The 19,206-nt window shown below is 68.8% G+C and carries 13 protein-coding genes and 2 pseudogenes; 5 read left to right on the forward strand and 10 right to left on the reverse strand.

The window, feature by feature from the left end; translation table 11 throughout:
• The 5 genes from FXF52_RS35350 to FXF52_RS35365 all read right to left on the reverse strand — a co-directional run.
• Positions 1-2,197 (reverse strand): condensation domain-containing protein (locus FXF52_RS35350; RefSeq protein WP_148803884.1); only part of this gene is annotated, 2,197 nt, incomplete at its 3' end.
• Entirely contained in the window at positions 2,194-2,538 is a 345-nt protein-coding gene (locus tag FXF52_RS35355; RefSeq protein ID WP_187413905.1) for a phosphopantetheine-binding protein, read from the reverse strand. The genes FXF52_RS35350 and FXF52_RS35355, both read right to left, overlap by 4 nt.
• 32 nt (positions 2,539-2,570) lie before the next feature.
• Entirely contained in the window at positions 2,571-3,284 is a 714-nt protein-coding gene (locus FXF52_RS35360; protein WP_148803887.1) for a hypothetical protein, read from the reverse strand.
• Positions 3,281-3,421 (reverse strand): hypothetical protein, encoded by a 141-nt coding sequence (locus FXF52_RS42085; protein ID WP_187413906.1) that lies wholly within the window; start codon positions 3,419-3,421, stop codon positions 3,281-3,283. The genes FXF52_RS35360 and FXF52_RS42085 overlap by 4 nt, the downstream gene beginning before the upstream one ends.
• Positions 3,418-5,103, reverse strand: a complete 1,686-nt coding sequence (locus tag FXF52_RS35365) for a non-ribosomal peptide synthetase (RefSeq protein WP_187413907.1) — start codon at positions 5,101-5,103, stop codon at positions 3,418-3,420. Before FXF52_RS35365 ends, FXF52_RS42085 begins: the two co-directional genes overlap by 4 nt.
• Before the next feature lie 735 nt (positions 5,104-5,838).
• On the opposite strand from FXF52_RS35365, the gene FXF52_RS35370 reads away from it, so the two are divergent.
• The 3 genes from FXF52_RS35370 (at position 5,839) to FXF52_RS35380 (ending at position 8,740) form a co-directional block, all read left to right on the forward strand.
• A complete protein-coding gene (locus tag FXF52_RS35370; RefSeq protein ID WP_148803891.1) occupies positions 5,839-7,050 on the forward strand; it encodes an acetyl-CoA carboxylase biotin carboxylase subunit family protein in 1,212 nt (403 codons plus the stop codon).
• 367 nt (positions 7,051-7,417) lie between these two features.
• Positions 7,418-8,365, forward strand: a complete 948-nt coding sequence (locus tag FXF52_RS35375; protein ID WP_148803893.1) for an ornithine carbamoyltransferase — start codon at positions 7,418-7,420, stop codon at positions 8,363-8,365.
• Positions 8,366-8,527: 162 nt separating this feature from the next.
• On the forward strand, positions 8,528-8,740 hold the full coding sequence (locus FXF52_RS35380) for a hypothetical protein (protein ID WP_255472717.1): 213 nt from the start codon (positions 8,528-8,530) through the stop codon (positions 8,738-8,740).
• 41 nt (positions 8,741-8,781) lie between these two features.
• On the opposite strand, the gene FXF52_RS35385 is transcribed toward FXF52_RS35380, so the two are convergent.
• The 5 genes and pseudogenes from FXF52_RS35385 to FXF52_RS35405 form a co-directional block, all read right to left on the reverse strand.
• Positions 8,782-10,437, reverse strand: coding sequence for a hypothetical protein (locus FXF52_RS35385; RefSeq protein ID WP_148803895.1), 1,656 nt, complete (start codon positions 10,435-10,437; stop codon positions 8,782-8,784).
• A 464-nt stretch (positions 10,438-10,901) separates the two neighbouring features.
• Positions 10,902-12,113 (reverse strand): annotated as a pseudogene (locus FXF52_RS35390) (IS110 family transposase); the annotation flags it as partial.
• Positions 12,114-13,808: 1,695 nt separating this feature from the next.
• A complete protein-coding gene (locus FXF52_RS35395) occupies positions 13,809-14,105 on the reverse strand; it encodes a hypothetical protein (RefSeq protein ID WP_148803897.1) in 297 nt (98 codons plus the stop codon).
• Between the two features lie 438 nt (positions 14,106-14,543).
• A pseudogene (locus FXF52_RS35400) lies at positions 14,544-14,768 on the reverse strand (transposase); the annotation flags it as partial.
• An 84-nt stretch (positions 14,769-14,852) separates the two neighbouring features.
• The gene (locus tag FXF52_RS35405; RefSeq protein ID WP_148803901.1) at positions 14,853-15,356 is read right to left on the reverse strand and encodes a hypothetical protein; all 504 of its coding nucleotides are present in this window, start codon (positions 15,354-15,356) and stop codon (positions 14,853-14,855) included.
• A 378-nt stretch (positions 15,357-15,734) separates the two neighbouring features.
• Here FXF52_RS35405 and FXF52_RS35410 point away from each other — a divergent pair, with 378 nt between their 5' ends.
• Both FXF52_RS35410 and FXF52_RS35415 read left to right on the forward strand, forming a co-directional pair.
• Positions 15,735-18,512 (forward strand): VWD domain-containing protein, encoded by a 2,778-nt coding sequence (locus FXF52_RS35410; RefSeq protein WP_187413908.1) that lies wholly within the window; start codon positions 15,735-15,737, stop codon positions 18,510-18,512.
• Positions 18,513-18,567: 55 nt separating this feature from the next.
• Positions 18,568-19,146 carry a hypothetical protein gene (locus FXF52_RS35415; RefSeq protein WP_255472718.1) on the forward strand — a complete coding sequence of 193 codons (579 nt, stop codon included), beginning with the start codon at positions 18,568-18,570 and terminating at the stop codon, positions 19,144-19,146.
• Positions 19,147-19,206: the final 60 nt, after the last annotated feature.

Genomic DNA, 19,206 nt, shown 5'->3' on the forward strand with positions numbered 1-19,206 from the left:
AGTGTGTTGTGGTGACCCGTTCCGCGACCAGCAGATCCCGCAGGTAGGCCGGGTCCTTGTGCCCACCCGGCTTCGCCAGCACCAGCCGCGCGCCGGTCTGCAACGGCCAGAAAAACTCCCACACCGACACGTCGAAGCTGACCGGCGTCTTCTGCAACACCACGTCATCGCCGCCGAGGCGGTACGTCCGCTGCATCCAGTCCAGTCGGTTCACGGCACCGCGATGCGTGTTCGGCACGCCCTTCGGCCGCCCCGTCGAGCCGGAGGTGTAGATGACGTACGCCAGATTGGCCGGTCCGGCCGAGGCCGGCGGATCACCGGTCGGCTGGCCCGCCCAGGTGTCCGCGTCGTCCAGCTCGAGCACGGTAGCTCCGCTGCGCGGAAGCAACTCACGCAAGTGCCCCTGCACCAGCACCACCGGCGCCGCCGCATCGGCGACCATGAACCCCAGCCGGCCGGCCGGGTACTCCGGGTCCAGCGGCACATACGCACCGCCGGCCTTGAGCACGCCCAGCAGCCCGACGACCAGCTCCACCGAGCGTTCGGCACAAACACCGACCAGAGTCTCCGGCCCCACCCCCGCCGCACGTAGCCGGTGCGCGACCTGGTTCGCCCGCGCGTTCAACTCCGCGAACGACACCGTACGCCCGTCGAACGTCACCGCCGGCGCCTCCGGAGTCCGGACCACCTGCTGCTCGACCAGCCCATGCACGGTGGCCTCGTGCGGAAAATCACCGTCCGTGTCGTTCCACGTCTCCAACAGCGCCCACTCGTCGGCGGTGAGCAGGTCAGCGCTCCCGACCAGGGCGGCCGGGTCGGCGAGCAGCGCGGTGAGCAGGGTCCGGTAGTGACCGGCGAGCCGCTCGATGGCTGCGGCGTCGAACAGGTCGGTGCGGTACTCGACCGCCATGCCGAGGCCGTCCTGCCCGGTGCGGACCAGGAGGGTCAGGTCGAACTGAGCCGTGCCGAGCGGCACGTCGATCCGGCTTACGTCCACTCCGGATAGTCGCGGCGACGCGGGCTCCTCGCCGTAGAGGAACATCACCTGAAACAGCGGGCTGTGGCTGGGGTCCCGGACCGGCCGCAGCGCCTCCACCAGCTTCTCGAAGGGCAGCTCCTGGTGCTCCTGCGCATCGAGCACGGCGGCCCGGACCCGGTGCACAAGCGCCTCGAACGACGGGTTGTCCGCCAGCGCGGTGCGGATGGGGACGGGGTTGACGAAAAGTCCGATGAGGTGCTCGGTCTCGACGCGACGGCGGTTGGCCACCGGCGTGCCGATCACTACGTCCCGCTCCCCGGTGTAGCGGGAGATCAGCACCTGGAAGGCGGCGAGCAGCGCCATGTACGGCGTCACGTGCAGGCGCTGGCAGAGCGCGAGCAACGCGTCCTGCGGGACGTCGAGCGGGAAGGACCGGGTGACCCCGGCGGCCGACTGCACGGCGGGACGCGGCCAGGTGGTGGGCAGTTCCAGCACCGCTGGCGCGCCGGCCAGCCGGTCACGCCAGTAGTCGAGCTGCGCGGCAGCCTCCGGTCCGGTCAGCCAGTCGTGCTGCCAGGCGGCGTAGTCGCCGTACCCGATCGCCAGCTCCGGCAGGTTCGGCCGGCGGCCGTCCCGGCGCGCGGCGTACAGCTCGCCCAACTCGGCGTGGAAGATCCGCAGCGACCACTCGTCGACCGCGACGTGGTGGACGGTGAGCAGCAGCACGTGCTCGTCCGGCGCGGTCCGCAGCAGGGTGGCCCGCAGCACCGGGCCGTGCGCGAGGTCGACCGGGGTGGCGGGCTCGGCGGTCAGCCGGGCCTGCACCTCCGCCTCCCGCTCGGCCGCCGGCAAGCCGGCGAGATCCACCACCCGCAGCAGCCCGGTCCGAGGCTCGGCGACGGCCTGCGTCAGGCAATCGCCGTCGGCGGCGAGCGTGGTGCGCAGCGGTGCGTGCCGGGCCACCAGTGCGTCCAACGCCCATCCCAGGGCGGCAGCGTCCAGCGGGCCGCACAGCCGGTACGCGCTGGGCACCAGATATGTTGCAGCGCCGGGCGACAGCTGGCTGAGGTACCACATCTGCCGCTGGGCGTACGACGCGACGGCACCGTCGGCCGCGCCTCGCGACGGGATGCGGTCGGCCTCGGACTCCGACGCCTTGCGGCGGGCGCGCAGGGCGGCCAGCAACGCGACCTTCTCCGGCGTGAGCAGATCGGTCACTCCAGCCGCCCGAGGATCGACGCGGTGTCCGCGTCGGAGTAGCCGAGGACCGTGAGGTACTGCTCGGCCGTCTCGTCCAAGGCGGGTCCGTGCTCGGCACGCAGCGCGGCGGCCAGTTCGGCGACCGTGGGATGTTCGAAGACCGCGCTCATCGGCACCCGGACGTCGAGCGCGGTACGCAACGCGGCAGCCAGCCGGGCGGCGGTGAGCGAGTCCCCGCCAAGCCGGAAGAAGTTGTCGTCGTCGCCGACCCGCTCGACGCGCAGCGCGTCGCGCCACGCCGCCGCGACGACGTCGCGTACCACCGTCCCGGGTTCGCGCACCGGCTCGTTGGTTGTCACAGGGTCTCCCAGTTGCTCGTGCTTTTCGGTGTTCAGACGTGGCGTGCGGCGTGCGGCGCCAGATCGAGGTCGAGGTCACCCGGGTCGGCGACGTCGGTCGTCGGGCAGCCGACGGGTGGCGTGTCGGAGGCGACCGCCTGCAGCAGGAACCAGAGCCACGCCTGGTAGCGGCCGACGATCTCGTCCACCGCCGCGCCCGCCTCCGCGGTCCCGAAGTCCTGGTCGTCGACGAAGGCCCGGGCGTGGCCGGTCAACTCCGCCCGCAGCCAGCCGATCGTCGCGTCCGGGTCGTCCAGCAGCGGGAAGGGCGGCTCGCTCGGGCCGGCGGCACCGAGCTTTCGGCGCAGGTCGTCGTACTCGGTCCAGACCGTCCGCTCGTCTGGGACGGTTCCGGCGACCAGGACCAGCGCCCGCGGCGCGTATCCCAGCGCGGTGAGCGCCCCGGTGACGTGGTACGCGAACCGGGCGGCGCTGCAGTAGCCGACGACGGTCAGGGCCGTTTCGCTGTCGGGGCGCAACCGGTCGAACTCGGCCACGCAGCGCGCGGCCAGCGTCTCGTAGTCGCACAGGTCCGGGCCGAGGTCCAGGGTGGTGACCGGGTCGAGTCGCCAGACCTCCCGTCCGGGGGCGGTCTCGGCGAGCGTGGCGGCGAGTCCGGGGCCTGCCGAGTCGCCGGGGAACTCGACGGTCAGCAGGCAGCCGGCGTCGGTCCCCGCCGCGATCTGTCGGAGCGCGATCCGGCTCATCGAACCCTCTCCATGGTGGTGGCCTCCAGGTGGCCGGTTACCGCGGTGGCGAGTGCCTCGGCGGCGGTCCGGAACTCGACCCTGTCCGGGGCGCGTCCGCCGGCGGCCAGCGGCGGGGTGATCAGTCTGCCGTTCACCCCGCCGCCTCGGCGTGCAGCGCCGCCACGGCGGCGAGGTAGTCGGCGAAGCGGCGGTGCTCGTAGAGCAGCGACGACCTCACTTGGACGTGGAGGCCACGGCGCACCTGCGCGGTGAGTCGTACGGCCAGCAGGGAGTCTCCGCCGGTGAGGAAGAAGTCGTCGTCCGGGCCGGGCGCGGCACCCAATACCGCCTGCCAGGCGGCGGCAACGGCACCCGCTACAGCCGTCCCGCCCGCGGCGGAGTTCTCCCCGGTGGGCGGGCCGTCAACGGCGTCCGGCCCGCGCCGCTCGGCCGCGGCCCGCAGCGCGACCCGGTCCAACTTTCCGTTCGCCGTTAACGGCAGGGCGGCCAGGACGTCGACCCGGTGCGGCACCATCGAGGCGGGCAGCCGTTCCCGCAGCCAGGCGCGTACCCCGTCCGCGTTGACCGGGCCGACCACCCATGTGGCGAGCAGCGCCGTACCTGCCTCGCCCAGAACGTCGGCGGCTGCCTGGGTGACCCCGGGCATCGCGAGCAGCGCCAGTTCGATCTCCCGCAGCTCGACGCGGTTTCCGCGGATTTTGACCTGCCCGTCGGACCGGCCGATGTAGTTCAGCTCCCCCAGATCGGTCCAGCTGCAGATGTCGCCGGTGCGGTAGTGGCGGTCGGCCGACTCGGGGTCGGTCACGAAGGCCGCGGCGGTCTCGGCGGGCGCGGTGCGGTAACCCCGGGCCAATACCGGCCCTGCGATGAGCAGCTCACCCGAATCGCCGAGACGGGCGGGGGGCGGGTCGAGCAGCAGCCGCGCGCCGGCCACCGGCCGGCCGATCGGCGGCGCGACCGAGCGGTCCTGGTCCCGGCGCAGGTCGTCGGTCGCGGTGACCAGGATGGTCGCTTCGGTCGGCCCGTAGAGGTTGTGCACCGCCGCGCCGAAGTCCGCCGGCGGCCAGACCCGGAGCCGGTCGCCGCCGGTGGCGAGCGTTCGTAGCCGACCCGTGTCGGCCCCGACCCGGAGGAGCTGCTCGGCCAGCGGGGTGGCGAGGAAGCAGTGGTCTACCTCGCGCAGGGTGGCGGTGATCCGGTCCGGGTCGCGGATCACGATCTCGTCGGCGAGCAGCACGGTGGCGCCCCGCATCAGCGGTGCCCACAGGTCGAGCAGACAGGCGTCGAAGGAGAGCCCCGCGAAGGCGGCGGTACGCGTACCCGGGCCGAGGCGGAAGAAGTCGGCGTACCAGTCGAGGGTGTTCGACAGGCTGCCGTGCTCGACCTCGACCTGCTTCGGGCGTCCGGTGGAGCCGGAGGTGGAGATGACGTACGCGAGCCGGTTGGCCGGCGCCGGGGCGATGTGTCGGCCGGGCCCGTTCCGCACAGCCGTCACGCCGTCCGGCAACCGGTCGACCAGGCTCTCGTCGGCAAGCGCGACGCGGCAGTCTGCCTCGGCGAGGATCTGCGCGAGGCGGGCCGCCGGCAGGGCGGCGTCCAGCGGCAGGAAGGCCGCGCCAGCGAGCCAGGCGGCGAGTTGGGCCACCACGACGGCGGCGGTGCGCGGTTGGAGTACCGCGACGATCGGCTCGGCGGGCCGGTCCGGTGTGTCGAGCTCCACCTGGAGGCCGGCGGCGAGGGCGGCGGCCCGATCGACCAGATCGCGGTAGCTGAGCGTCCCGGCCCGATCGACGACGGCCGGCTGGTCGGGGGCCACTTCGGCCTGGCGGAGTATGGCGTGGACAGTCGTGGGACGCCCCCTGGCGGCAGTGGTGGCGGTCACGACTGCGTGCCTGGTCGGATCACGGAGTAAGGCTCCATCGGGTGCGCGGCGACAGTGACTGGCAGGACGTCCGACGTCCTCACCGATCGCCCATCTTGGCATTGGTCCACCCCGTTCGGCCACTGTGGAGGTCGACGCCTGATGATCTTTTGGTACTGAAGTTGATATACGTTCGCCTATTGACCGACGGTCGGCACTGCGGCTAGGGGCGCGCGTCAGGCGGCCTCGGCGGGGCGGAGCCAGAGCGCCTCGCCTCGGGTCCGATGCCGGGGGACCTATCTTGATCATGGATTGAATTGGGTGCTTGTGGATGGTCTGTGTGACGACGTGACGCGCGGGCCAACGGTGGTCTGATGCCTCGTGGAGCGTGCCGACGTCTTTGGCGACGAGGCAGGCGCGTCGGCGGTGCGGCACCTCCTGCCACGTCCAATCAGGACATCCGGACGGTCGCTACAGCAATCCACCAACCAACCTCACTCACCGTGACACCCGGCGGCGCCGACCGGGCGCTCTGGGCCCACTGCCGATTAGGGTGAGGCGGTTAGCCCAGAAGCCGGTGGGTGACTGGCGAGCCGGAGAACGAGTCGACGTCGGAAGCCACGTGTCGGCACAAGGAACTCATGGAATGGGGGCATTGGGGTGCTGGGGCAAGAATCTCGTGTTCTGTTGGTGGCCTACGACCTGGGCGCCGCTTCTCCGCTTGGCATCGCCTCTGCCGCACGCGGCCTCTGCAGGATCGTCTTTCTCGCCGATCGTTCGCGGCCGCATGTCGCGGATCAGTACGACGCCATGTGCGAGTGGGCCGATGTTGTGGACATCACCGGGCTGGACGAGGACGAGGTCTACCAGAAGGTATCGGGCATCGGTGCCGCCGGCATCGTCACGTTCAGCGAGTTTCAGCAGCGACTGGTCGCTCATCTCGCACACCGGGCGGGATGGCGGGGCCACGGGACACAGACCGCGGCCCTGCTCACCGACAAGCACCTCCAACGGCGGTGCCTGTCGGATGCGGGAGTCGAGTCGACGCGTAGCGCGTTGATCGCCGATGAATCCGATATCGCGAAGGCGGCCGTCGAGGTTGGGTTTCCCGCCGTGTTCAAGCCGCGGCACGGTGCCGCGAGTGCGCACACCCGGCTGGTCAAATCCGTCGAGGAATGCCGCTCAGCGTATGGCGACTCCCCGGCCAGCATGGGGATGCCGTTCGTGCTGGAAGAGTTTCTGGTGGGCGATCCACGTGCTGCAGGCGCCGGTTGGGGCGACTTCGTCGCGGTGTCGTCGGTCGTGCAGGACGGTGTGGTCCAGACCGCCTGCGTGACCGGGAAGCATCCGCTCGCGGAGCCCTTCCGCGAAACCGGTGACGTCATCCCGCACACCCTGGACGACTCTCTCGCCGAGGACGTCGTACGGCTGGAGCGCGCGGCGCTGAGTGCGCTCGGCGTACGGGACGGGGTGTGCGAAACCGAGATCAAGCTGACCGCCGCCGGACCGCGCATCATCGAGGTCAACGGGCGGTTGGCCGGATACCTGCACGGACTGCTTCAGATGGCAACCGAGACCAACATGATCCGGATCGTTCTCCAGGTCGCCCTCGGCGAGCCCGTGACCGTCTCCCCGCCTGCCGTCAACGGGATCGCGTACCAGCGGTTCGTCGCGCCTCCGTTCGGAAGCCGCGAGGTCGTGTCACTGTCCCCGCTAGAGGAGTTGGAAAAGCTGCGCGGTGTCGACTTGGTGGACGTACGGGCCGAGGTCGGCCAGCCGGTGAGCTGGCGCGAGGGCACCCAGAGCATGCTCGCCATCGTGCACGGCTCGGCGCGAAGCCATGCAGAGGTCCTGTCCCTGATCGGGCACTTCGAAGATGCTGCGAAAAAGTGCTGTGTCTGACCGGCTGATCGCGTCTGCGCTCACCCGATCGGCCGCCGACGCCGGCAGACGCGCCGTCACCGACCGGATCCGGAGCCCGCGGGCGCCGGAGATCGGGCTGCTGCGTAGCTGGCAGCTGCGGCCCGCCGCGGCGGCTCACATTCACCCGAGGGCATGCGGCTACGAAGTGGAGAGGAGGATCGAGGTAGTTCGGCAGGCAACTTCGCGGCGCTTCCGCCTCCGGCGTCCGCGAGGCAAGCTGCCGATCTGTTGCCTGTCCGACGAGGTCGATGTAACGTTCGCTCCCGCCGTCGGCGGTGATCTTCGCTGAAACGGAGCGGTGGTAGGTGCCGTGACCGTCGCCCATCTTCCCCGAAAGGCGCAAGCCGTGCGCAGCGCTCCTGCAAGACACCTCATCTCCGTGCGTGACCTATCGGACTCCGACCTGCAGGGCATCGTCCAACGAGGGGCGGCCCTGGCCCGGCTAGCCGCGGATGGAACCGCCCTCGCGCCTGATTCGCTGGCGGGGATGGTGGTGGGCATCTACTTCACCAAGACCTCGACCCGCACCAGAACGGCTTTCTCGGCAGGTGCGCTGCGCCTCGGCGCCGGTCTCATCACCTACGGTGCGCAGGATCTCCAGATGAACACCGGTGAGAGCAACGAGGACACGGGCCGGGTCCTGTCCCGGATGCTCACCGCACTGGTCGCCCGCACCGCCGGTGATCCGGGACAGATGCGTGCCTGGACCGACCAGAATCGGATGGCGGTCATCAACGCGATGAGCGCGGAAGAGCATCCGACCCAGGCGCTGGCCGACCTGACAACCTTGACGCTTCACTTCGGCGCGGTGGACGGCTTGCGCATCCTGTACGTCGGTGAGGGCAACAACACCGCCGCCGCACTGGCCTTGGCCACGAGCCGCTACCGCGGCGTGCACCTGGAGCTGCGTACGCCAGCCGGCTACGGACTCGCCACCGACATCGTGGAGTCGGCGGTGGCCCAGGCGCGAGCCAACGGCTCGGTGGTACACGAGCGGCACGATCTCGCCGACCTGCCGACGGATCTGGACGTCGTCTACACGGCGCGGTGGCAGACGACCGGTACCAGCAAGCCGGATCCCGGCTGGCGGGCCGCCTTCATCCCGTTCCAGGTGAACTCGGCACTGATGGACCACGCCCAGAAGGCGGTGTTCATGCACGACCTGCCGGCACATCGCGGCGAGGAGGTGACCGGCGACGTGCTGGACGGGCCGGCGAGCATCGCATTCCCGCAGGCCGAAAACAAGATGTACAGCGCCATGGCGGTCCTGGAGTGGTGCCACGGCGTCTGGTGACCATCAGCGGATGAGGGAGGCGGTCACGGCACACGGGAGGAGCAGACCGGTCGGGCCGTGACGGCCAAGCGCTCGCGCGTCCCACCCAACACACCGCCATGGCCACAGCCCCTGAACATGCCAGACTCGTGACAACGCAACGGATACGGGGAGGGGCGGCGGATGGCTGACGCGCCGACGCCGGTCCACCTGACGAAGGTACTGGACGGTCTCGCCGAGAACCCGGCGCTGCCGGCCGGGATGGTCCGCCGGCTGGTGCGCTACCGGCGCGGTTTCGGCCACGTCGCCATGCGCGCGGACCTGACCGCCGAAACGATCGAGGAAATCCTCGCCTCGGCCACCACTGGCTGCTGCACTCGCTCGCACATACCTTGAATGGCTAGGTGTCGGCGAGGCAGCGCGGGTCCGACAGCGGTCTACCCGCGTTCGGCGCAGGCTCCTCTGCGCAGCGCGTAATCGGCCTGCCCCGTGTAGTGCCAGGCGGGGTTGAGTCGCAACGCCAGGGCCGGCGCCTGCCAGGCCCCGCTGGCCTGCTCGATGAGCTCGTATTCCCAGCTGGTCTCGTGAGTAGGCGTAGTACCGTGGCGGAGGAAGTCGGCCAGCCGCTGCAGTTCGGCGGGCCGGTCGAGCAGCCTGCCGTGCAGGCCGGTCACCTCGTACACGGGGAGCTCGGGATAGGCCCCAGGCGGGACGGTAACCGCGTCGGCTATCGGTAGGAACAGGACCATCCGTACGTCCGGCACCGGGCAGAACATGTTGTTGCGGAAGAACGGTGCCTCGTCCATCAGCGATCGCAGGAACGGCTCGTCGGGATCGTTCGGCACCCGGCCGGTGGTGCCGATCAGCGCGAAGATGCCCCGCAGTTGCCAGCCGGCGGCGACGCCCCAGCCGGAGCTGGCCTCCGGCGGCGGATAGTAGATCTGCCCGGCCCGGATGAGCGGGCTAGCCAGCGCCGCCGCTTCGACCGCCGGGTGCGGCATCCGGCCCAGGTAGTAGCGGATGATCATGGCGCCCTCGCTCACCCCCACCAGCGCCACCGGCTTGCCGGTCCGCGCGTGCAACTGATCCACCTGGTCGGCGAGCAACCGCGCGCTGGTCTCCACCGACTGGTGGGTGTCCTGCGCCCGGTAGGGCCTGGGCCGCCCATCCGCCTCGGTGCCCCGATAAGAGAAAAGCATCAGGGGTGCCGAGGCGAATTCGTGGGCGAGCCGCCCGTCGTAGCTGGTTTCGTAGCCGTCGAGGAACAGCACCGTGTATCGGAGGTTCGCGAACTCCGGCCGGGCGGCGGCGGCCCGCAGCAGCGGCGGGTCCGTCGGGCGCTGGCCCAGCGCCACGATATCGTCTTGGAACACCAGCAAACCCAGGACCAGCACAAACGCCACCGGCGTCACCGGTACGCGCCGCCACCGGACCTGCTCCTGGGTCACCGCGGCGCGCACCACCCGCAGCCACAGCAGGCCATTGGCCGCCCCGGTCAGTGCCGCGACCGGAACCGTCAACCAGGACGGAACCCCCCAGACGAGGGCGCCGGCCGCAGTGAGCACGACGAAGTTGAGGATCGCCCAGCCGACCAGGGCAGCCGAGGGCAGCCCGCGCCACCAGCCCGGCACCATCCCACCCCGCTGCAGCAGCGGGGCCAGGACCAGCAGCGGTAGCAACTCGAAGACGATCCACCAGGACAGCGCCACTTCCACGGTGACCAGGGCTATCGCCGCCCACGGCGACAGCAGCACCGTGGCCAGCGCGGAGATCGCCAGGTTACGGCCGGCCAGCCGCCTCCACGACGGGCGGGGCACCTCCGTCGGCCAGGCGATCGCGATCAGCACGGCGCAGAACAGTCCGCGCAGCACGATGGTGGCCAGCAACTCGACGGCGAACCCGATCCACGAGTTGTGGTACACCAGCACCCAGAGCAGGTCGTGGAACGTCCCGTACGGCCAGACCGCGCTGGCCTGGGGCGCCAGGCCGAGCACCGAGGTGAACCGTACGCCGCGCAGCACGGCCGCCTCGATCGCCGGCGGCACGGCGCACAGGATGACCAGCTGCAGCAGACGTACCCGGTCGGGGCGCACGGATCCTCCTCGCCGGCGGCGACCGCCCAGGCCCGGCATCACTGCTGCGCCTGGTACCCGCACCGCGCCGGAACATTCGTCGCCGCAGCAGGAGAATCCCGGAAGGCGAGGAGCCGCTATAGCCGGGCCGCCCTTCCGCAAACTCGATCGTCATTGAAGCTTGACGGGCACCATGCGGCTTCATAGCGGATCTCCTCGTCGGGCAGTCGTAGACCGTCCAGCCTCCCCGGACGGGGACAAGGTAGAGCGCCCTACTGGACGAACGACCTTGGCCCCGTCCGGGGAGGCTGGTAGCCCTTGTGGTGCCCGGGCGAGGTGATCCGCGGCGGCATCTCTGAGACCTCCCACAGGGGTGAGTGTCAACCGGTGGCTCCTTGGAGGGCCGGGGTGTGGGGCAGCGCCCCACGGTTGGCGCGGTGCGGGACGGTTGTTTCCGGGCTTTGCATTGTCGGATCTGCCGGTCCCAGTGCCGGAAATGCTCTGGTCTCGTCGTAGGGCTGGCCGGTGGTCAGGCAGTGATGGAGGATGCCCAGCATCCGGTTGAACAGGTTGCGTTGCGCGGCGGCGTGCCAGTCGCCGCGGTCTCGTCGGCGGCGGTAGTGGGCCAGGGCGCCGGGTGACCTGGTTAGGGCGCAGAACGCCCACTGGTAGCCGACCGAGGCCAGACGCTGGTTTTTGGCTTTGCGGTTGAACACCGCGCGGCTCTTGCCGGAGGCTCGAGTGACCGGCGCGGCGCCGGCGTAGGCCTTCAACGCGCGGGCGGTGGGGAATCTGCCTCGGTCGTCGCCGATCTCGCCGAGGATGCGGGCGCCCTGCAGCGGGCCGAGGCCGGGGAAGCTGGTGATCACAGGTGCGTCGGGATGCTGGGCGAAGGCCTCGACGGTGGCCGCGCCCAGGTCCTCGGCGTTGCTGATGGCGGTGTCCAGCTGGCGTAGCAGGCCGAGGGCCTGGCGGCCAAAGGCGTGTTCGATCATCGGCGGCTGGCGGAGGTGGCTGGCGCGGAAGATCGCGTGCAGCCGGGTTGCGGTCGCGGTGATGTATCGGCGCCGACCGGCCTGGACTAGCAGGCCGCTGATCTGCTCGACGGTCAGAGCGGCGGCGGTGGCCGGGTCGGGGGCGGCGCGCAGCAGCGTGCGGGCTATCGGCGAGGCGAGGCCGTCCTCGACGCCGGCGGCCGCGGCCAACATCGCCGGGTAGTACTCGCGCAGCAGGCTGCGCAGCCGCAGCAGCAAGGTGGTGCGGTCCCAGACGAAGTCCTGCTGCGCGCGGGCCAGCACCCGGATGGCCTGGACCAGCTCGGTGTCGGCCGGGAGCGGCCGATGGGCCGGGGCGTCGGTGCGCAGGATGTTGGCCAGCACCAACGCGTCACCGGCGTCGGACTTCTTACGCGCAGCCGAGTGCCGGTCCCGATAGCGGGACACCGCCAACGGGTTGATCGCATAGACCGGCCGCCCGGTCGCTCGCAGGCACGCCACCAGCAGCCCGCGCGAGGTCTCGATCGCCACCGGGATCGGGCTCTCGGCACTGTCTCCGTGCTCAGCGAGCAGGTCCAGCAGCTTGGCGAACCCGGCCGCGTCATCGCCGATACGCGCCTTGGCCAACCGTCGCCCCGTGGCGTCGACCAAGGCCACGTCGTGGTGGTCCTCGGCCCAGTCAATCCCGCACGTGATGTCCAACGCCTCCCCTTCCCTGGACAGGGTCTTGCCTGCTCAGAGCCGGTAGGGGCACGCGACGTCCTAATAGCAGGGCTCCTGGCCCGACCTCCCACAAGCCGTTCGTGACCCCAGCAGACCGCAGAGATCTCCGTCATCGGATCAGAGCTGAACGCTCACGGCTCGGGCGAGAGACGGCCTCTGCGGCAGGCTCAGAACACGAACCCAACCACAACGCGAACAGCGACCGCCGCCGGCAGCCACCGGCGGGCGCCTATCTCAGAGAAGGGTTCAACCCCGAGGAGGGCCAAGGCGTCCCAACCAGCCCCACCACCTGCGGCGATCACCGTTCGCCCCTCTATTAGGAGGGCCGGGGTTCGGGGCAGAGCCCCGAGGTCTTCAAGGTCTTGGTCGTCCCCAAGTGTGGCCGGCCGGCCCGGCCGATGCCGGCCGGAGGTCGCCAGCAGGCCGGGGCCGGGCCGGCGCGGCCCGCTTGCGGGCCGCCTTGATCCTTAAGAGGTCAATTCGGCAACGTCGTCGATTCGAGGGCTCTGCGGCCGACTTCGAGAGCCTCGTACTCACCAGGCGACGGCGCTTGAGCAAGGTAGCCCTGGTTTGCAATCAGCTGTCGCAGGCTATGTGCACGATTAGCGTTGCCGTCGGCAATTTCGTTAACGCGTAAAACAACGTAGTCGCTCGGTTGGCCGGCCGTTAACTCCTCGACCGCCCTAGACAATTCGGAGGGCTCGGCGACGAGCCTGACCCCATAGACATGAACCCCGTGCGGCGACCAGCCGCGAAGGACACGTTCTCTGTCGAGACGAAGAGTCTTTGCCCGCTCTTCGGCGAGTTCTCTCTCTTTCCGTTGCCGTGCGCGCCAGTCACCCAGGCCGGCACCTCAACCAATGATCGCTGCGATAGCCAGCAGAGCAGCCGAAGCGCCGCTGATGACGCTTCCGACGTTGCCCCAGTCCTCAAGGTTCACGTCGATGAAAGATAGCGCCTCACCGCAAGTGCCTTCGCGACCTGGCTCGGGTTCTGCCCCCTCTGCCGCCAACTCGTCCCAACCTAACAAAGCACTACTAGTTGCACATCCATTGCACGGCAGGTTGCGACGGCCCTCTGACCTGCGGAAATGCGGGTGCCTGAAAATCGGAAGGTCGGCGGTTCGGCCCCGCCCCTGGCCACCTAGCCTTCCGTCGGGCTACAGAGATCCCCACCTGCGGAACGCCGGTGGGGATCTTCTTGTGTGCCCTCGTGCCACATCCGTCGGCGTTGGCCGTGGTCGACTGCACTTGGCACGTGATCGCCGCCGCCCTTCGCACGCAGATCGCACGCGCCGCTCGCGGGTCGGACCTGGAAGATGGCCCTTGGGCTGGCCCGGGCGCTAACGTAGCGTATGCCAGTTATTGATCTGGATGCGCCGCCGCGCAGCTCGCCGCCTCTGCGACGCCCGCACTCTCGGTGTGTCATCGCCGCCGGCGTGATGCTGGGCCTTGGCTTTCTCACCGGCGAGCCGGTGGAACGACCCTTGCGGGTTGACACGTTCTCGGTTTGCGGGCCTCCTATGGTTGAAGCAGGCAACACGGCGACTCCAACAACCTTGTGGCCGAGGGTCGAGCTCACCATCGAGTCTGGCCGTATCGTTTCGGTGCGGTGCCACACTCCTTAGGTCGCTCGCTGACACGGAGCCGCCCATATCAGCATGGAGAGGAACTTCTAAAGCACCTTAATTTTCTTCAACATCTCAACGACGGCGTCGTTCGTTGCTTTCGTCTGCTCGGTGTCCCCGGCGGCGATGACAAGCTCCCAAAAACTGCTGGGCGTTTTCTGGAAGTGGGCGATAGAAACCCTGACGCCATCCTTGTTGCCGGCGACATCAAGGGGGCTGGAGGCGACATCACGGAACCCCATCTCGTCCCGCAACGCGTTCTCAATGAGAAACTTCAACTCACCGATGCCGGAGATTGCCGGCCCGATATTGCGGACACTGCTGTTCCACCAGAGAAATGCCATCGCGCACCCCAAACGGTTAAGGATAGTCCATTACTGACCGTACACTTCAAGAGCCCGCTCAGCTTTCAAAAGCCCGAAATCAGCCCAACTAACACCAGCAGGGTCACTGCCGCGGGCCTGTATCGGGCACGCCCACAGGGCGCGCTGCCAACTGGCTGCTCTACGGCATCCAACCCAATAAAGCCCGCCCCTGACTCAAGCCCGGCAACTGCAAGAGCGGGAAACCCTCGGAATCGGGCCGATGCATCCCCATCTCCCGGCAGTGGTCCGGCAAGACGCTGAGCGATCACCCGGGCCGACCAGCGGGAGTGAGTCAAGGCACTGCTAGGCGTCACCACCGACGCCAACACCGCCCGGCCAGCTCCGACACGGTCCGACTTGACCAGTCGCCTAGGTCAGCACCGTCCTGGACCGAGTCCCGTTGCGGATGTTGCCCTACCCCGCGCCAGCTGGGTCGTGCTTTTCATAGCCCAGGTGCTCGGTCATCTCCTCGTTCAGCGCAGTCTCGAGCACCGTCTTGGTCAACTGCTTGAGCAGCCCGTCCGGACCGGTCAGCGACAAGCCCTGCTCCCTGGCCAGCCGGACCAGTTCGGCGGCGGCCTGCTCCTCCGCCGACGGCTCAGGCTTCTTCCGCGGAGTCACATCGTTCAGTGTCGCGGTCATCACGGCACCTTCCTCGCCAGGCACCACGCCCGGCGGGTCAGGCCGGAAACACCCTTAGCTTAGATCCACAGTCCCGCGGTATGACTACCACGGCCAGTGCTGGGCCAGGTTGGCCGGGTCATCGCCCGGCGACACCACGAACGCGCAGGCGCCGCTGTCATCGAGCACCAGCAGCGGCCCGGCCTGCGACGCCAGCGCCACCGACGCGGCCAACACGGCACGGCTCGACGGCTTGCGGAACCCGATGTCGGTCACCGCCTGGTGCAACTCCACAGGCTCGTCAACGCTGGCACCATCGACACCCAGCCTCACCTCTCCCAGGTCCAGGCCACCCACCGACGCGCACATGGCCGGGTCTGGGCAGTCCGGGAGATCGGCTATCAGGTCATGCCCCGCGACCTGGAACCACGGCGTGCCATGACAGCCAGCCTCACAGAACGCGAGCAAGACCTGCTCCACCGTCGGCAGCTCGCGGACGGGTGGTGGATCCTCGGGCAGCCCAAAGGAACACTCAGCGTCAGCCGCCCACTCGAGTCCACCGTTTACGGCCGCCTGGTGCAGGGGCGTCACCACCAAGAACCAACCCACGGCACGCATCGTGCCACCCCGGGTTCCGGCCCGGACGTGAAGCGAACCCGTCGGGGACGGTCTGCCTCTACCGTCGGCTTAGCACCAAGCCCTGTTGATCTCGACCTGACGTCAAACGTCCTGCGACGCCGTTCCGATCGGTATCAGGACCTGGGTGACACTCCGCTGAGTGTTGGTGGAGTGAGCGTGATGGACCAGCGGGCCGGCAGCGGATCACCGGCCGGCGGCCGGCAGCCGGGTCCGGTGTCCCGGGCCGGGTCGGGCTTGTCGCAACACGCTTAACCTAGCGTGGTTTATCGATAACCTCGGGTTATGAGCTCTGCGTCGTGGCAGATTAGGGTGGTAGGAGAGAGACGCCGAGCGGCTCTTCGTATCCTCGTGTTGCTCGTCTGCTCGGGGCTGGCCCTCATCGGTACGCCGGGGACGGCTTTGGCCACGTCGCCGGTGTCCCTGCAGGGCAGCGCAAGCAAGGAAGAGTACGCCCGCGGCGAGCGGGTACAGCTCATCTTCGCTGTCAGGAACTCAGGCAGCCAGGAGTGTCGGATCAGCACCGTAGGGGACGGTTCGCTGATCATCACCGGAGTATCGCGCGACGGCAAGGCGTTGACGCCGCAGATAGCTCCGGTGTCACATATTGACGGCCTCGCCAGGTTGATGCTCTCGCAGTTGTCGTCCGTAAGCCCTGGCGCAAGGGCGACGATCGACGCCGATTCCGGCGAACGTGCGGCGCTGCGTTCGGTGAGCTGGTCAGCAGCGAGTGGGAGTCTACTCGCGTTGTGGCCGGTCGATCGGCCGGGCCACTACCGTGTCACGGCCATGTACTCCTTTCCGAGGCTGCCGGAACAGCCTGCGGACGTGTGCAAGGGCTCAAGCCAGCCGATCACGGTCGCGTTCGCGATCCTCGATAACAAGGGCACTGGTTCGGGACTACCGCTCTGGCTGGTCATCGGCATGCCACTGACAGCCGTCGTCCTGGTGGCGACTGGGTTGATCCTGCGGCATGCCCGGCGAGTTCCGCCGGCAGCGGTGCTGCTGGTGCTGGCCGTTACGCCGACGGCGGCGGTCGTCCTAGCGCCAGCACCGGCGCACGCCGAGATCGTGTTCGACAATCCTGGCGACGGCGCACTCCAGGCTGCATATGGGGAGTGTGTCCGCAGGTTCCGGTCCGAGGATGGCGCCGGCGATCCGGCCGGCATCTTCACCCAGCTGGAGTTCTCCCCGCACCGCATAGTCATTGCACGGGAGCCGCATCGGCAGAAGAACCCCATCGGCTCGTTCGCCACGCCCGACGACTGGCGCAACGCCACCAACGGCACCGGCACCGGGTCCCGAATCGACTGGGACCCGCTCCACCACGGCCATCCGATGGCAGGGACGACGGCTGATTCCTGTGCCGAGCTCTATCACGAGATGTATCACGCGTACGAGTATTCGAAAGGTATTCAGGATTCCAGCAACTGCCGCGCGACTGACAAGGGACCGGACCATCCGCAGGCGACTGTGCGTGAAATCGCCGCGAGCCTTGCCGAGAACGCTTATCGCAGGTACCACGGGCTGGCCCCCCGCGATTCGTATAACGGGCTTAAGTTGCCCAATTCGATCGACGAGTGCTACGAGAAGAATCGCCCACGGCCGCCCCGCACCTATCCAGTCAATCCAGGCCGGCCCGGCGGTGACTGCCCGGCGGTCGGGTGCGGCGGCAGCAACGGAGATCCGCACCTGACTACCTTCGACGGTCTGCACTACGACCTGCAAGCTGCGGGCGAGTTCGTGGCGGTGACCGGCAGTGGCCTGGAGGTGCAGACGCGCCAGGTGCCGTACCCGGGTTCGACGACGGTCAGCGTGAACAGCGCCATCGCCATGAACGTGGACGGTGACCGGGTGGGGTTCTACCAGACCGGCGACGGTATCGAGGTGCGTGTCGCCAGCGAGATGACGAAGGTATCCAAGGAGGCTTTGACCCTGCCGCACGGCGGTGCAATCGCCCGTACGCCCGAAATGGACGCCTACCTGATTACTTGGCCAGACAGCTCCTCTGCGGCAGTGGCGGCGCTGGGCGTCTGGGGACTCAATCTCGACGTCCGGCTGGCCGCCGCCCGCAAGAACGCCGCCAACGGCATCCTCGGCAACTTCGACGGCAACGCCGACAACGACCTAGTCACTCGCGACGGAAGTAGGTTGGATTCGACACCGGACTTCGACACGCTCTACAGAAGGTTCGGCAACAGCTGGCGGGTGCGGGACGGCGAATCCCTGTTCGACTACCCGTCCGGGCAGAACACGCACACATTCACCATCGCCGGCTTCCCCAGTCGACCAGTCAGCGCAGCGGATCTAGCGGCGCGCGATGTGGCCGAGCTAATCTGCCGCAACGCCGGAGTATCCGAGCAGCCCTACCTCAACGATTGCATCGTTGACGTGGCCGTCACTGGACAGTCCACCTTTGTCGCAGGGATGGCAGCCACCCAAGCCACCGCCACCGCGGTCAAGATCGACCCGGTAACCCCTGGGCACTCCTCGCCCGGCCAAATTCCCGTGACCGGTGGCCACGGGCCGCTGCACGACGGCTCGACCGTCGCCGACCGGATTACTACCGCTGCAGAGGCCAGGCGGTTCGACCTCGACCTTGGCGACACCACCGTGTTCTACATCGCCGACTGGCACGGCATCACCGACGGCTGCGATCAGACCTTCAGCGTCAACCTCGTGGGCGTCTCAAACTCCAACTTCCCGTGCACGAACGGCATCGTCGAGTTCACTATTCCTGACGTCAGCCGGCGCTACCAGCTGGAGATTGCCAGCGCGAGCACCGGCACCGGACCGTTCTCCTTCACCCTCATTACCGCGAAGCCTCGTACCGCGCCCACCCCCGTGGGCAAAGCCGTGACAGGGCGGATCCAATCACGTGGCCAAGAGGACGTGTATGAACTTAGCGCCGGCGTGTCGGCGGTGACGCTAACAAAGACGTCCGGTTGTGATGTCGACATGTTCGCCGAGGTCCACGACTTGACGGCCGATTCCGTGCTGGCCGGTTCCAACCCGCTGTGTGGAAACCAACTTGGCCCGTACCAATTGCCCGACCCCACCCACCGCTATGCGGTCGTCATCCGTTCAATCTTCCTGAAGACGGGGCAGTACGCCTTCACCCTCGGCTGACTAGTTCTGGTTCCGCCGGCTGCAGCGCCGGATCACCGCCGGCAGGGGCCTGCTGATGATGGCACGGGAACACCCGGCGCACTACGTCCCGTGGGATCTGCTCGCCGACGCGGGCGGCCACGTCGTGATCAACGCGCCGCTGTTCGAACGGCGGGCCCGGCTGGCGGAGCTGCTCGAGGCCGCGCCAGCGCAGCTGACCCTCACGCCGCAGACCACCGACATGGACGAGGTGGGCGATTGGCTGACCATCTATACGGCGGCCGGGATCGAGGGTGTGGTCGTCAAGCGGCTGGACGGCCGGTACGAGCCCGGCCGGCGCGGCTGGCAGAAGTTCCGGGTACGCGCGGCGACCGAGGCGATCATCGGCGGGGTGACCGGCAGCCTCGACAACCCGAGCACGCTGCTCCTCGGCCGGTTCGATCGGCGGGGGCACCTGCGCTACACCGGTCACCCCCACCCGCTGGCGATGCCCCAGCGTCGGGAGCTCGCGCCGCTGCTGTCCCCACCCCGCCTGCAGCGCCGGGGCATCGTCGCGCACCCCTGGCCGGCAGCCGCTGCCCGCGAGCTGGAGCGGGCAGCTGGACCGACCCGAGCCACTGCGCTACGTGCAGGTGGAGCCGACGGTGGTGGCTGAGGTCGAAGTGGACACCGCCTTCGAGCACCGGCGATGGCGCCACCGGGTGTGGTACGTGCC

Source organism: Micromonospora sp. MP36 (assembly GCF_008119785.1).
GTDB lineage: Bacteria > Actinomycetota > Actinomycetes > Mycobacteriales > Micromonosporaceae > Micromonospora.